This window comes from Paucisalibacillus globulus DSM 18846 (genome assembly GCF_000482485.1).
Classification (GTDB): domain Bacteria; phylum Bacillota; class Bacilli; order Bacillales; family Amphibacillaceae; genus Ornithinibacillus; species Ornithinibacillus globulus.
In genome coordinates, this window is record NZ_AXVK01000039.1 from 14,646 (window position 1) to 27,303 (window position 12,658).

A 12,658-nucleotide genomic window follows, 5' to 3' on the forward strand; every position below is an offset into this window, starting at 1 on the left:
CTTTTTTATTTAGAGGAAAACTTGTAATAATAAAGAATATCGTCCATTCCGAGTGAACATCCGCCAAATTCTAGAAACATCGTCCATTCTGCGTGAACATCCGCCAAACTCCAGAAATATCGGCCATAATGCGCGAACATCCGCCAAACTCCAGAAATATCGGCCATAATGCGCGAACATCCGCCAAACTCCAGAAATATCGTCCATAATGCGCCAACATCCGCCAAACTCCAGAAACATCGTCCATTCCACGTGAACATCCGCCAAATTCCAGAAACATCGGCCATAATGCGTGAACATCCGCCAAACTCCAGAAACATCGGCCATAATGCGTGAACATCCGCCAAACTCCAGAAATATCGTCCATAATGCGCGAACATCCGCCAAATTCCAGAAACATCGTCCATAATGCGTGAACATCCGCCAAACTCCAGAAACATCGTCCATTCTGCGTGAACATCCGCCAAACTCCAGAAACATCGTCCATTCTGCGTGAACATCCGCCAAATTCTAGAAACATCGTCCATTCTGCGTGAACATCCGCCAAATTCCAGAAACATCGGCCATAATGCGTGAACATCCGCCAAACTCCAGAAACATCGGCCATAATGCGCGAACATCCGCCAAACTCCAGAAATATCGGCCATAATGCGCGAACATCCGCCATTACACACAATCATTAGCCATTAAAGTCCCATTCCCTTGCTACAACTGTGTCCGCCTCTTCCTTCCTGAGGTCTTGACAATAATTTGGTTTAATACTTCAGAAAACATTAGACCCATTGCAATACCGCCTGCTAAAAGCATGACTTTGGCAGAGTATTGAACGGCGTGTATGTAATCATTTTGTACAAAACTACGCATGGCATTGTAGGCCATTCCTCCTGGTACGAGTGGAATGATGCCGGATACGTTAAAGATGATGATGGGTGTTTTATATAGTTTGGAGAAGAAGCGGCTGATCATTGCGACTAGAATAGCTGCAATAATGGTTGCTGCTACTGCGTCTACTTCGTTTTCCACTAACAAATAATACACAATCCAACCGGCCATTCCGTTGAATCCACATTGTAATAATACTTTCTTTGGTGCATTAAATAATATGCCAAACCCCGCAGAAGAAATAAAACTCGTAATAAGCTGGGCTAAAATTGCCATTCCATTAACCTCCGTAACATTTTACATCTTACCTATTGTAAACTAACCAAACGCCACTCGCAATCTATGAATAGACTAGGAAGTAAATTATAACAAACCCCCTCCTAATGGAAATATATGTTAAAATATGACGAATTTTAGGAAAAATAGGTAGATTTTGTAGTTACTAAATACGAAATAACTATAGAATATTAAGATAACTGTTTGAAATAAAGGCCCTTTATACTATAATTTAGATTAGAAGGAGAGTATTTTCCTATTTTAAGTTAAAGGAGAGCTATCATGGCGATGACCGATTCGACACAATTAGACACATTACGATTGTTATTTCAGAACAACCTAACCGATAGAAACAATAGTCGAGACAATCTAACAGAACAACTACTAAACCACTATGCGTCACTAGGAAATAATGCTCCTAATTTAATCATGGTATTCTCTTCGGATGGGGATTTACGTTCAAAAAATGAAAAAGAGATCACTCCTTTCATGAACGTAGCGAATATTGTCGATTTCAAGGGGTTCTTACTAAAAAAGTCCTATCAGAAAATGGAGACTGCTTTCCGACATGCTCAAAATGGAAATACTGCACAATGTGAAGTTGTAATAAAACGAAAAAAACAGTTTTTTGACATGATAATGGTTCCTTTACAAATTCAAAGTGGAGCTGTAGAGGGAATCGGATTTATCATAAAAGAAATTACATTATATAAACAAAAAGAAACAGCAATGATAAACGAAAACAAAAGCTTAAAGTTAATATTTGAACATTTACATATTGGGGTTTGGGTAAGTGAGTTTAATACAGGGAAATTAATTTATGCTTCAAAAGGGTTAACAGACCTTTATGACTACCCAATCGAATCGTTTGAAAAAGAACAACTAGATATACGATATGTGATTCAGAAATATGTTCATCAGGATGATAAAGAATATGTTCGCCAAACAGCAATTGATGTACTAGAAACCGGGGCATCCGTCAACATGCGCTACCGGATTCATCATCAAAATGGAACAGAGAAATGGTTAACATGCCATACCGTGCCATATCGAGATGCTAATGGGAAAATAACCCATATCTTTGGTATGCAAACCGATGTTACAGATGAAGTGAATCTTCAAGAACAGCTTAAATTTACAGCAAATCACGATTTGTTAACAAAGCTTCCGAATCAACGAAGCCTAGATGAAAGATTACATTGCTTATTTAACGAAAAAAAGCCGTTCGCATTTGGATTTTTAAACTTGGATCGCTTTTCTCAAATAAATGCTTCACTCGGTTATCATGTTGGTGATGAAGTATTAAAAACAATCGCAAATAGACTGTTATTAATCCTACCGGAGAGTAGCTTCGTTGCACGCTTGAAGAGCAATGATTTTATTATTCTATTTGAAGAATATAGGTCAAAAGAGAAACTTATTTCGTTAATTGAAAACCTAATCAATGATATTAAACAACCGATAACGATTGATGAATATGAGATCAATATGACCTCAAGTATTGGGGTTAGTTTTTATCCAGAGGACGGGAATTCCAGTAAAACCTTAATGGAAAAAGCCCATTTCGCATTAAGTTATTCTAAGAAAAGTGGAAGAAATACCTTCCGTTTATACTCTTACTCAAAGGATACCGCATTCCAACGTAAATTAAGATTGGAAAATGAAATGTTGGAAGCCCTAGAAAGAGAAGATTTCGAACTGTATTACCAGCCACTAGTAGAAACACAAACTGGGGAAATCATGGGAGCGGAGGCATTAATTCGTTGGAACCATCGGGATTGGGGCTTAATTTCTCCAGGTGAATTCATCCCGATTGCCGAAGAAAACCACTTAATTAACGACATCAGTGATTGGGTAATAAAAGAAGCATGTTCCCAAATTAGGGAGTGGAAGGATAAAGAATTAGAACTCATCCCTGTTTCTGTCAATATCTCGCCAATCCGTCTGATGAAAAAAGGGTTTACAGAATATGTGAAGAGCCAGCTAGAAGTGTATGAAGTGCCTGCTGCCTATTTCGGTGTGGAAATCACAGAAGGGTCACTACTGAAAAATGAAAAGATTGTAATCGACACCCTTGCTGAGCTAAAGGAACTTGGGATACGAGTTGCGATTGATGATTTTGGTACGGGATTTGCATCTTTAAATTATTTGAGAGAGTACCAAGCAGACACATTAAAAATTGATCAAGTATTTATCCAAAGCCGTGATGGCCAAATTGAAAAAGATAATATCATCGTTGGATCCGTGATGGAAATGGCAAAGGGATTAAAGATGAGGGTTATTGCAGAGGGCGTGGAGGAATACGGGCAGTATCGCTTCTTAAAAAATCGTAACTGCGACCTTATCCAAGGCTATCTATTTTCAAGGCCAGTGCCAGTAGCGGACTTTGAGCAATTATTAGTAAAAGGCGTGTTGAATCCAGATCCGGTGAAGGTGGAGAAGGACCGGTTGCGGAAGATGAGGAAATGATAGTAAATGCCTGTTCTCTGGGTTGGGGGTGATTATTGCGGATGAATTGAGCCGCTTATGCGTAATTTTGAGCCACTGATTGCGGAAAATAGAGCCACCATTTGCAGAGCTGAGAGCCACTAGTATACAACTGCTCTTTAAGAATAGAGTCAGAGCCAGAGCGGAGCTGCTTGCCATTGACTGTAACGCCTGATTCTTTGCATTTGGTGGAAGGGGTCGGGGCCCCGCCAGCGAATGCTTAGAATCGGATTGTACGTGCTACAATACTTGAGCAGGTGTGCCACTTTGGTATTATTTATGACAGATTTGCAATTGTTCCTCAACACGGACAAAAGTTAAGTCAATGGTGGCGGACTATAATATCTGCGCTAATTATGGCAAAATATTAGTGGTGGATCTCTCTATCGCAATTACTGGCTCAAACGTCCGCATACAGTGGCTCAAAACTCCGCACTACTCATTATAGGACAGGCATAATTAGACTCCTTTGATTAGAATAGTGTCCTGAATACTAGAGGTGGAATGAGGGATGGGGATAAGAAATCACATAGGTACGCAGGTGATGTGTATAAAAAAGGGGAATCCAAATGATAATCTTGATTAAGAAAATAGAAGTGAAGTGGAACCAAGAGCTTATGCAGAAGCTCTAGTAATAATATTTTATAGAATGTGTAAGCGGACGGGATTGCTAAAGAAGAGACTCCAAATAAAATAATCCAAAATACTTTTTAACCAAAGGATAACTAAACGTAAAAAAGTCTACACTTTTCAACAAGGTAGGCTTTACTGCTAACATCTAGATTTGATTGTACATTTAAAAGAAGACTACAAACATTTCCTAGGTTGAACGTTTAATTAATATAATTAATGGTAAAGGCTTCGAGACAATAATAAATAGATTTCTATTCATATATATTTCTATTTTCTACTTTTTTACATTCAATTTTAAAAATCTTCCTAGTCCATTCTAAAGGATATATTGATGTGCTGATAGGAGAAAAGAAAAAGGAATACCTTGCTGCACCAAAAGAAACATTAGATAACATTGTTTTTGAAATAGACGAATTGACTGGTATGAATTTGAAATGTATTGTATTTTGTTATATCCCTAGCATTTACAGTGAATCTAACTAGTTATTCAGATGATCAGGGAGTAGTTTTGCTATAGTATGGCCACCCTTTTTTTATTTGGATCTCAAATGAATCCCTACATATCGATATCTCATTATATAAAACCTCACTTTTATATTTGTACTTATGGCGTTAATTTATGTCATTTACCAACGCCCTAATAATACGAGTCTTTAAAGTATGGTTATAATACTTTAAAGTTACACATCGCTGTTCGAGTTATAAAAAATAACAAGATGATACATAATAATAAAGATATCATCTTGTTATTATAATAGTATTAAAGGCATTGAAAGGGACTACTAATTGATAAAAACCCCAAAATTGATTGAGAAATGTTACTTCAGTAGTTTTTGAATAACCTTCGAATTCCAAATTGTAAAGCCTATCAAAGCTCCTAACATATTTAAGATGAAATCATCAATATCAAAACTTCCTTTTCTTGTTATTAATTGTATTATTTCAACCATAAATAATACCGTAACCATTGAAGCCAAGAACAATCTAATTTTACTTAACCTTTTGATAAAGTATGGAAGATAAATACCCATTGGTAGAAACATAACTAAATTTCCTCCAAGATTTTTAATTGGTATATCTAAATTCATACTTTGGTCAAATAACGCTTTAATATATGTTGATATTGTTTTAAATGGAACTACATTAGATGATTCCTTAATGTAATTTAAAAATGATATGTCTTGCCAATAATATGCTCTTGAATCTATGAATAATAGAAATACCAGAGCAATTAAATAAAGCAAGAAGCTTATCCTAAAAACAACTTTGGATACTTTTTTCATCCAATCCCCACTCTCTTAATTATTAATGAAGTTTTAAATATAATTAGTATTACCGTTTCTGTATAAAAGCTTATATTGATAAATTGGACATGCCACTCTTACTTTTTGCTTCACTCTTCTTCTCGAATTAAAGAACGAATAGATTGATGTTTGATTACTATAACAATAACATACCAACCAATCGTAATTAACAACAGAATAAATAGAACTGAAAAGCAAAAATATCTAAGGTAGAAGAAATAAGGGTATAGATTTTCTAAAAGCTGAGAAAGTGAAAATACTATTAATGATAGAATCGTTGCCACAATTAAGTAAAATAGCATTTCCAATAATAGTAGATAATATATTTCCTTTTTTTTCATACCTAAAGTTAGATAGATTCCCCACTCCCTTTTTAATATTCTATATTTACTAAAGACAATGATAGTAGTAGTTATGATCGATAAAATAACTGAGATGAGAAAAGTTAATTTTCCTAAATATCCAACGAATAGTGATATACGTTTGTCATCCTTCACAAGAGTTGAAATCTTTTGGTATATGCTACCGGGTGTAAGAGCGATAAGCTCAGATAATTCAGATTCGAGTTGTTCAATATCTATTCTTTCTATTCGTTCTTCTAAATAAATGGATAGTTCATTATATCCAGAAAATAACCCCTCCTTAATTGCGGTTTCTTCTGCCATAACTATTACAAAATCTGAATACTGTGTATTTATAGAATCATTTAGCATGAAGTTAAAAGGTTCATTGCTGGTATTTAGGATTTCAAAGTCCCAATTCTTTGTCTTATAGCTGGATGATTCTTTCTTTTTCTGCACAAAATTAATAGGTTCTCTATTGAGCTTTTTAAACTCTGTATTTTGTGTATTATTTGGGCTATGTAAAATAACTTTTCCAAGTAAGTCTTCAAACACTAAATTTGGGTATAACTTTGAAAACTCATATTCATCAACTAAAACATATTTAACATTAGGAATAATATAGTCATCGTAATAAGTTATATCGCTATAATTGTTCCCGTTTAACCAACTTTTGATAGCAGGTGTTAATAGATTGTTTTTAATTAAAGGATGTATATCTACCATAAAGGGGCTTTTTTCTATATATTTAATACTAGGATTTTCTTCAAGTTGATTAACTTTTTCTTTGGAAAAAGTTAACCCTTCTTGATCTAAAACGGTTAGGTTATTAACAACATCATAACTATAAATTTCTTGTGAATTCAAATAGTAATCAACTTTTGTATCCCAAAAACCAGCGGACTCTTTTTCTATAAAAAAAGAGAAGTTAATAATTAAAATTGATAGAGTTAATGTGAATATCACTAGCAGGGAATGCTTAGGATTAATTAGCAATTGATTCAGAACTTTACTCAGCGTGAAATCTTTAAACTCAATTGGTGGTTTTTTAGTTTTTATGTTATTAGAATGAGATTCTTTTAGTAATCCATTAATTGAACTATTTTGAATCCGGTTAATTGATAAATACGAGCTATATAAAGTAATACAAAATATAACAATAATACATAAAACTACTAACACTGTGATATTTAGGATATTTGATGGACCTAGATAACTAATATTGAAAGTGTTATTAATAATCCATTTACGTAAGATATAAAGTAGTGGTAAAGATAATAAAAAACTAATTAATAATAAAATAAAAACCTGAGAGAAGGCTAATTTAATTAAGTTTAAATTGGTCGATCCCACTGCTTTTAGTACAGCTAATTTTCTTAGCTGATTAAAATTAAAAAAGTAAAATAGACAATACATACAAAGAAAGGAGGCTAAAAGAATTATTATTTGAAAAACAAACGAAAGTGTTGTGATATCCTGATAATTTGCTAATCCATTATAAAATAGACGATCATTAAAAAAACCAGTATGTTCTGCTAATAAACCAGAAGCTTTTTCTTGAATAGAATCAATATTCCCACTATTCCCTTTCAATTGGACTAATAAATTCTGAGATTCAATCTCTAATTTATTCTTATTTGAAAGAATTATATTAGGGAAATCATTAATTCCTTTTTGGACATTATTAGAAACCGTCCACTTTGCTGAATAATCTTTAGCAATTCCCGATAATGTCAACTCCAACGACTTGTTGTTTATATTTAGTATTTTCTTTTCTCCTATCTTCCAATTTTTATCAATTAATGATAAGTAGGAAGATTCAATTACGACTTCATTTTCTCTTTCTGGAAATGATCCGCTTAATAGTTCGATTCTACCCATTTCCAAGGCCAGCTTATCTAAGGTTCCAACTGTTGCAATATATTGATCCTGCAGTATGAGATTACCTAAAATCTTGATTTCACCAATTTGCTGGATATCTTTACTTGAGTATAAAGTATCTTTAGATTTACTAGTATCTAATAGGACAAGTGTATGCTCTCCGTAATCGGAATAGGCCTGTTCTTTTAGTCCAATCTTAATTGTTTCAGTTGCTGTAGAAACAGCAATTATAGAGGATATAATAATAGCGATGGCTGTTATTAGTAAAAAGAACCAACCTTTACGTGAAACTAATAGTCTGTAACCTAATTTAAACATTAGTATGTTCCACCTTCAACTCTCCATTTTGCATTGTATATAAATGATGATTACTTTTAATTAAATTTTTCTCATGTGTGACTATAACTAAGCTTAATCCATAATCACTACTTAATTTGCAAAGTAAGTTTACAATTTTCTTTGTTGTTTCATAATCGAGATTTCCAGTCGGTTCATCAGCGAAAATAATTTCAGGTAAGGTAATAATCGATCTAGCTATTGCAACTCGTTGTTGCTCTCCACCAGATAAAAGAAAGGGCTTCTTATCTAATAGTTTTTCAATTTCTAACCTCTCTGCTAGTTCAGTTGTGTTTAATTTTTTTTCTATTTGATTAAACATTAGAGGTAACTCAATATTTTCTTTAACTGATAACTCTGGGATTAGGTGAAACGATTGGAAAATAAAACCAAACGATTTACCGCGTATTTGTGCTTGTTCATTATCAGTTAATTCATATAATGAATGGTTTCGATATAAGACTTTTCCAAGTGTAGGGTTTTCAATTCCTGCTAGCATACTTAAAAAGGTAGATTTACCTGATCCGCTTTTTCCTTCAATAACATATATTTTCCCTTTTTCTATTTTGAAAGAAGTCGGCTTTACAACTACAAGTTCATTTGAGAAAGTCTTACTAATTTCATTGGCGTTTAATAAAATAGACAAAAAAAGTCCCTCCTAAAAATTATCTATCAGACTATATAATAACTTATTTTAGTTATTAATTAAAATATTATAAAAGATAAAACTATTCAGAACATTTGTTATTGTATATTTGAAAGTATAATATAAAATATAGGAGATGAAAACATGAAAAAATCAAAAGCTTTAAAACTATTATTACCAAGTCTATTTATCTTAGCATTATTAATTCCAATTGCAACTAGTGCATACTCTGGCTCTTACAGCTTTGAAATGAGTCATATAGTATACGGAAGTACAAAGCATTCTTTGTCTAACAAATCCACTTCTACAACTGCCAAAGGACAAACATACCTTGGTAGCGGGAAAGTGAATTCTACCAAATCGACTTTTTATGTAGCGTTAGATGGAAGTGTGACCGTCAAGTAAAAAGACACAATTTATGCTCGTTAATTTGAAACACTTTCTTGCCCAAATATGGTCGATCTATGTTTCATTCGATAACTATCTTCATTTAAATGAATGATTTCAACTCGATGTAAAATTCTATCTAGTATAGCTGTAGTAATTGCCTGGTCACCTAATAATTCTCCCCACTCTTTTGGGCCTTTATTTGATGTTAGAATGATAGATGATTGGTTATATAAATCATTGATTAAATGAAAAAACATATTAGCTTCCTGTTGATCCATCGCCATAAACATCAAATCATCAATAATGACTAAATCTGCTTCTCTAATTCTTTTCATTCTGGTCTGCGATTTACGTGTGATTTCCTCCGTCTTCAGCACGTGGACAAGATCCCCCATTGTAGTGAAGATAACCCTATAACCTTGGTTTAACGCTTCAATACCCAACCCGATAGAAATATGGGTTTTCCCACTACCTGGTGGTCCTAATAGAATGATATTGTGTAACTGTTCTATCCACGTTAAATCTTTCAATCTATTCAATTGTTTGTTGCTTAAAGATTTCTGTTCTTTTAAATTGAATTCTTCTAATGTCTTTTGAAAGGGAAACGTGGCCCATTTAAATCGTTTCTCTAATTGCTTTTCTTCTCTCCGAGTTTGTTCATATGTTGCTACATCGAAGAGGAACTGAGTAAAGGAGGAATCCTTTTGCTCAGCTTCTCTAATTAATGCAGGAAGGTGATTGGCTGTTTCCGTTAAACGTAATGTCTTCATCAATTCTTGTAATTGGTTTAGCTGACTCATACTGATTCACCCTCCAGTATGGCAGTATAAGCATTTATTTCCCTTTTTTGAGCCTCCGTCTCTATAACCCATCCAGAAACTCCTTTTATTCGTGTTACATTCTCATCGGTATCGTTCACTGTATCTTCCACTTGTCGGTGTCGTATTATATAGGCAACGACATCGCTAAAATCCGTTGCACCATAAAGGTTCCTTTTGATACACTCATTCAATGCTGCTGATAAAATATCCCTGTTATTTACTTTTGTCTCTTTTAATATCATTTGGAGTTGATCCCTAATGTATCGAGGGTACTTTTCTTTTATTGTTTGTAAGTAATCATAAGCTATTTCACTGTCATTAAATTGTTGGGAAACAGTATCCATGAATGCATCAATACCTTTTGTTCTATCTCGACTATGTTTCCTATCTTTAATCAATAATCCCTTCCCGTCAGGAATATGATGCTTTGCAATGATTTCACCTGTTTCAGCGCTATAAATGATTAATTCCTTTTCTTCAGTTTCCTTAATGCAGACAGTTTCATACTTGCCAAACGTCCCCAATGGAAGGGAATAACGATTAGATAAATAACGAATAGTATTGTCCTTATGGACACATCTTGATATACTATTTTCATAGTTATAATTTATATCTAGATTTTTGTTGACTGGTCTTAAGTGTTGTCTTTCCAGGGAAAACACTTCGACCGGTCTCTTTTTTGTTGTATGATGAACTTTATAGTTTCCAGTTCGATTGAGCCATTCCCAACCCTGCTCATTCCAAGAATCAATGTTATGAAATACTCGATGTTTAGCGAAGTTATGTTTAATAAAACCAACTACATTTTCAATTTTTCCTTTACTCTCTGGATCCGCCTTGCGGCAAACACGAAGGGTTAGATTCCTAGATTCCTTATATTGTTGGAACTCTTGCGTTAAAATTAAATCCCCACCATTTTCACTGACGACTATTAAACTATCTTGGTCATAGACTAATTCATTTGGAATTCCACCAAACCACCTAAATGCATTTTCATGTGCTTTTATGACATCTTTGGTAGTGAAAGGCCTATCTAACCATTCCTTATATTTATATCTAGAATTAGATAATACAAACGCTATAAAGTTTAGTTTTACTTCCTTATTATCAACTGACTTCTGTTTCGTATGACCAAAGTCAACTTGTATTTGTTCACCCATAGGTGAATCAGGTATAGCCTCATATATTCGTGGTGATGTTTCCTTCTTTATTTTATATTCCTTTCGAAGCTCTCTAACATATGACCGAACCGTACTTTCACCTACTTTTAAATCTTCGTATTTCTCTTTTAACCAATCTTCTACTTGTGCAGCGGACATATCTGGATGTTCCCTCAACCAAGACAATATCAGCTCTTTATAAGTATCTAGCTTCTTACTCCTCGTCTGAAGTGAATCTACCCACTCTGACATATCCGAAGGAGACTTTTTTAGATAACGATATACTGTTGATCTTGATATTCCTAGCTTGTCTGCCACCTTCGTCTTACTGAATCCCTTTTTGATTAACTGACTTATTTCCATATACATTTCCCACTTATCCACCTTCTGCGACCTCCACTGTTGTATGTTTTAGGATATAAACATTTTACAATGGAAAGTACCTATATTTTATTGGTATATTTGGGTAAATAAGTGTTTCTTTTTATCTAGCAAAAACTGTCTACTCTAGTTTAGCAGTCACAGGAAGTTGGTTTACGAGTTATAAAACTAGTGATATAACCGCAAATAATAAAAATTACACCAAAAATTTCGGAACGATAAAAAAAGGTACTTATACTATAAATGTTGGGAAATCAACTAAAGGTCCCTATGCGGAATATATCAAAGGCTCAGGTACAATAAACCAATAAAAAAAGTTTTCTAGAATAATAGATAATAATTATTGAAAGAATTTAAGTATATTCTTATTTAAATGCACCGAAAATATATTTTTGAATTGCTTTTATAACCAATCTAAGATTCAAAAAAGATATTTGCCTATAGTGTATTGTTTGTTTCAGAGAAAGAATTTGATTTAATAAAATCAACTTTAATGAAGAAAAACAAAAATAGAGACATGGTACAGATTATAAGAAGAGATTGGATTCTTGAGAATCAAAGGCTACAACCCAACCTAATAAATTAAAAATAACTACTTTCTGGTAATGAGTCTCAAAAGTTAAAAGTGACCCAAGAGTTAGATGGGGTTATTTCATTAGTTGGCTAGGATAAAATGAGTTCGGTATTGCACCGGACTCATTTTTTATTTTTCCTTTTGGCTCTATAATATTTGTTGGGGTACATGAAATATTCTGAAAAAGGTTAACACACAACCTACCAATCCTTTATACTTGTATTGTCGAGAAACAAGTCTAAGTGAATGGGGTTGCGTGTAAATGAATTTTACCATGAATATTCCTGGTTTGAAAGATTGTATCGTTACAAATATTGAGGAAAGAAACGAAATGGTTATTATCCATATAGAAATGGAACGAGTTGCCCAAGTGTGTCCTAGCTGTGGCGAGAGGACACAACGTATTCATGATTATCGTCTTCAAAAGATTAAACATCTAAAGTGGTTCGAACGCATTACTCAACTCTGGTATAAACGTCGAAGATATGCGTGTACTTGTGGAAAACGTTTTACAGAGAAAAATGAGTTTATTGAGAGGTACCAGCG

The 12,658-nt window shown here is 33.8% G+C and carries 11 protein-coding genes; 4 read left to right on the forward strand and 7 right to left on the reverse strand.

All coding sequences use genetic code 11. The annotated features are described in order from the left end of the window. Nucleotides 1-5: 5 nt before the first annotated feature. Together K332_RS0111560 and K332_RS0111565 are read right to left on the reverse strand one after the other, a co-directional pair. Nucleotides 6-647 carry a hypothetical protein gene (locus K332_RS0111560; RefSeq protein ID WP_156914185.1) on the reverse strand — a complete coding sequence of 214 codons (642 nt, stop codon included), beginning with the start codon at nt 645-647 and terminating at the stop codon, nt 6-8. 58 nt (nt 648-705) lie between these two features. Then, nucleotides 706-1,158: a threonine/serine exporter family protein gene (locus K332_RS0111565; protein WP_026907594.1), complete on the reverse strand. Its 453-nt coding sequence runs from the start codon at nt 1,156-1,158 to the stop codon at nt 706-708. A gap of 282 nt (nt 1,159-1,440) precedes the next feature. Here K332_RS0111565 and K332_RS23280 point away from each other — a divergent pair, with 282 nt between their 5' ends. Further along, on the forward strand, nt 1,441-3,627 hold the full coding sequence (locus K332_RS23280; RefSeq protein ID WP_051359436.1) for a sensor domain-containing protein: 2,187 nt from the start codon (nt 1,441-1,443) through the stop codon (nt 3,625-3,627). Between the two features lie 984 nt (nt 3,628-4,611). Then, a complete protein-coding gene (locus K332_RS23955) occupies nt 4,612-4,761 on the forward strand; it encodes a hypothetical protein (protein WP_156914186.1) in 150 nt (49 codons plus the stop codon). A gap of 335 nt (nt 4,762-5,096) precedes the next feature. Here K332_RS23955 and K332_RS0111580 read toward each other — a convergent pair whose 3' ends face one another. The 3 genes from K332_RS0111580 to K332_RS0111590 form a co-directional block, all read right to left on the reverse strand. Beyond that, on the reverse strand, nt 5,097-5,561 hold the full coding sequence (locus K332_RS0111580) for a VanZ family protein (protein WP_026907595.1): 465 nt from the start codon (nt 5,559-5,561) through the stop codon (nt 5,097-5,099). Between the two features lie 110 nt (nt 5,562-5,671). Then, entirely contained in the window at nt 5,672-8,122 is a 2,451-nt protein-coding gene (locus K332_RS0111585) for an FtsX-like permease family protein (protein WP_026907596.1), read from the reverse strand. After that, complete coding sequence (locus K332_RS0111590; RefSeq protein ID WP_026907597.1) at nt 8,115-8,786, reverse strand: ABC transporter ATP-binding protein; 672 nt, start codon at nt 8,784-8,786, stop codon at nt 8,115-8,117. The genes K332_RS0111585 and K332_RS0111590 overlap by 8 nt, the downstream gene beginning before the upstream one ends. Nucleotides 8,787-8,930: 144 nt before the next feature. Between K332_RS0111590 and K332_RS0111595 the strand changes: the two genes are divergently transcribed. Then, nucleotides 8,931-9,191 (forward strand): hypothetical protein, encoded by a 261-nt coding sequence (locus K332_RS0111595; protein WP_026907598.1) that lies wholly within the window; start codon nt 8,931-8,933, stop codon nt 9,189-9,191. A gap of 20 nt (nt 9,192-9,211) precedes the next feature. On the opposite strand, the gene istB is transcribed toward K332_RS0111595, so the two are convergent. Together istB and istA are read right to left on the reverse strand one after the other, a co-directional pair. Beyond that, complete coding sequence (gene istB, locus K332_RS0111600; protein ID WP_026907599.1) at nt 9,212-9,976, reverse strand: IS21-like element helper ATPase IstB; 765 nt, start codon at nt 9,974-9,976, stop codon at nt 9,212-9,214. After that, nucleotides 9,973-11,541 carry an IS21 family transposase gene (gene istA, locus K332_RS0111605; protein WP_026907600.1) on the reverse strand — a complete coding sequence of 523 codons (1,569 nt, stop codon included), beginning with the start codon at nt 11,539-11,541 and terminating at the stop codon, nt 9,973-9,975. The genes istB and istA overlap by 4 nt, the downstream gene beginning before the upstream one ends. Nucleotides 11,542-12,374: 833 nt before the next feature. Here istA and K332_RS0111610 point away from each other — a divergent pair. Continuing rightward, nucleotides 12,375-12,658: transposase family protein (locus K332_RS0111610; protein WP_026907601.1), on the forward strand; the 284-nt coding region annotated here is incomplete at its 3' end.

Excerpts from the sequence above, each read along its gene's own strand:
- K332_RS23280 (WP_051359436.1), top strand. The coding sequence starts at position 1,441 with ATGGCGATGACCGATTCGACACAATTAGACACATTACGATTGTTATTT.
- K332_RS0111580 (WP_026907595.1), bottom strand. The coding sequence starts at position 5,561 with ATGAAAAAAGTATCCAAAGTTGTTTTTAGGATAAGCTTCTTGCTTTAT.
- K332_RS0111595 (WP_026907598.1), top strand. The coding sequence starts at position 8,931 with ATGAAAAAATCAAAAGCTTTAAAACTATTATTACCAAGTCTATTTATC.
- istB (WP_026907599.1), bottom strand. The coding sequence starts at position 9,976 with ATGAGTCAGCTAAACCAATTACAAGAATTGATGAAGACATTACGTTTA.
- K332_RS0111565 (WP_026907594.1), bottom strand. The coding sequence starts at position 1,158 with ATGGCAATTTTAGCCCAGCTTATTACGAGTTTTATTTCTTCTGCGGGG.
- K332_RS0111560 (WP_156914185.1), bottom strand. The coding sequence starts at position 647 with ATGGCCGATATTTCTGGAGTTTGGCGGATGTTCGCGCATTATGGCCGA.
- K332_RS0111585 (WP_026907596.1), bottom strand. The coding sequence starts at position 8,122 with ATGTTTAAATTAGGTTACAGACTATTAGTTTCACGTAAAGGTTGGTTC.